The following is a 1,842-nucleotide window of genomic DNA, read 5'->3' on the forward strand; positions in this document are numbered from 1 at the left end:
CGGATACGCGACGAGCGGCACCCCGGGGCAGGCGCGTGCCGCCGCCTCCAGTGCCGGCCCCACCTCGTGCGCCGCACAGCAGTTGACGCCGACCGCGAGCACCTGCTCGTTCCCCGCGGCCACGGCGAAGGCCTCCTCCAGCGGCTGGCCCGCCCGTGTACGCCCGCCCGCGACGGTGTAGCTCAGCCAGACCGGCACCCCGCAGCCAGCCACGGCCCGCAGCAGCGCCTCGGCCTCGATCACGTCGGGCACCGTCTCCAGAGCCAGCACATCGGGGACCGCTGCCTCGGTCGGCACGTCGGGCGCCGTCTCCCTGATCGGCGCATCGGGCGCCGTCTCCACGGCCGGCACGTCAAGCGCGCCGGCCACCAGCGCCTCGATCCGCGGCCGGTGGAAGGCCACCAGTTCGGCGACGCCGAGCCCGTACCTGCCCCGGTACTCGCTCCCGTCGGCGCGGACCGCTCCGTACGGCCCGACGGAACCGGCGACCCACACCGCCTCATCGGTGGTGCGCGCCGCCGCCGCACGGGCCAGCTCCACGCTGCGCCGGAAGAGCGCCCGCGCCCCGTCCGGGGTCTGCCCGTGCCGGGCGAAGCCCTCGAACGACGCCTGGTAGCTGGCGGTGATCAGCACCCGCGCCCCCGCCCGCACGTAGGCCGCGTGCGCCGCCGTGATCTCTTCCGGCGCCTCGACCAGCAGCCTGGCCGACCACAGGTCGTCGGCCAGGTCGTGCCCCTGGGCCTGGAGTTGGTTGGAGAGCCCGCCGTCGAGGACGACGGGGCCGGCGCGCAGGGCTTCCGCGAGCGGGGGGCGGCGGGGTGTCATGCCAGTTTGGCCTGCACCTGGTCGGCGATCAGGGACAGGTGGTCCAGGTCGCTCAGGTCGAGGATCTGCAGATAGATCCGGGTGCTGCCCAGCTCGCCGTAGCGGCCGATCTTGTCGATGACCTCCTCGGGCGAGCCGGCCAGGCCGTTCTCCTTCAGCTCGGCCACGTCGCGGCCGATGGCGGCGGCACGCCGCGCGACCTCGGCGTCGTCCTTGCCGACGCAGGCGACCAGCGCGTTGGAGTACACCAGCTCGGAGGCGTCACGGCCGCGCTCCTCGGCTGCCGCCCGTACCCGCTCGAACTGCCGCTCGCTGTCGGCCAGCGAGCCGAACGGGACGTTGAACTCGTCCGCGTACCGTGCCGCCAGCCGCGGAGTGCGCTTGGCGCCGAAGCCGCCGACCAGCACGGGAATCCGCTCCTGGTACGGCTTGGGCAGCGCGGGGGAGTCCTTGAGCTGGTAGTAGGTGCCCTCGTAGTCGAACTTCTGCCCGGCAGGGGTCTCCCAGAGCCCGGTGATGATCGCCAGCTGCTCCTCCAGCCGGCCGAACTTCTCCTTCGGGAACGGGATGCCGTAGGCGGTGTGCTCGTCCTCGTACCAGCCCGAACCGAGACCGAAGTCGACCCGGCCCTGCGACATGGCATCCACCTGGGCGACCTGGATCGCCAGCGTGCCGGGGAGTCGGAAGGTGCCCGCCGTCATCAGCGTGCCCAGCCGGATCCGGCTGGTCTCCCGGGCGAGTCCCGCGAGGGTGATCCAGGCGTCGGTGGGCCCGGGCAGACCGTCGGAGTCCCCCATGGCCAGGTAGTGGTCGGAGCGGTAGAAGGCGTCGAAGCCGAGATCCTCGGTGGCCTTCGCGACCCTCAGCAGCGTGTCGTAGTCGGCCCCCTGCTGGGGCTCGGTGAAAATTCGCAGTCGCATGCCCCCATCTTGCCTGGTGCGGCCTGGTGGACGCCCCACCCCCGCATCGCCCGGCCTCGCTCTTCGCCCGGCCGGTCCGCTCTCCCGGCGCCCCGAC

2 protein-coding genes are annotated in these 1,842 nt (G+C 73.2%); both read right to left on the reverse strand.

The window, feature by feature from the left end; all coding sequences use genetic code 11:
• On the reverse strand, nt 1–825 hold an 825-nt coding region (locus tag AB8Z75_RS34545), incomplete at its 3' end, for a homocysteine S-methyltransferase family protein (RefSeq protein ID WP_369209039.1).
• Nucleotides 822–1,745 carry an LLM class F420-dependent oxidoreductase gene (locus AB8Z75_RS34550; protein WP_369209041.1) on the reverse strand — a complete coding sequence of 308 codons (924 nt, stop codon included), beginning with the start codon at nt 1,743–1,745 and terminating at the stop codon, nt 822–824. The genes AB8Z75_RS34545 and AB8Z75_RS34550, both read right to left, overlap by 4 nt.
• Nucleotides 1,746–1,842 lie beyond the last annotated feature (97 nt).

This window comes from Streptomyces sp. PU-14G (assembly GCF_041028275.1).
Taxonomy (GTDB): domain Bacteria; phylum Actinomycetota; class Actinomycetes; order Streptomycetales; family Streptomycetaceae; genus Streptomyces.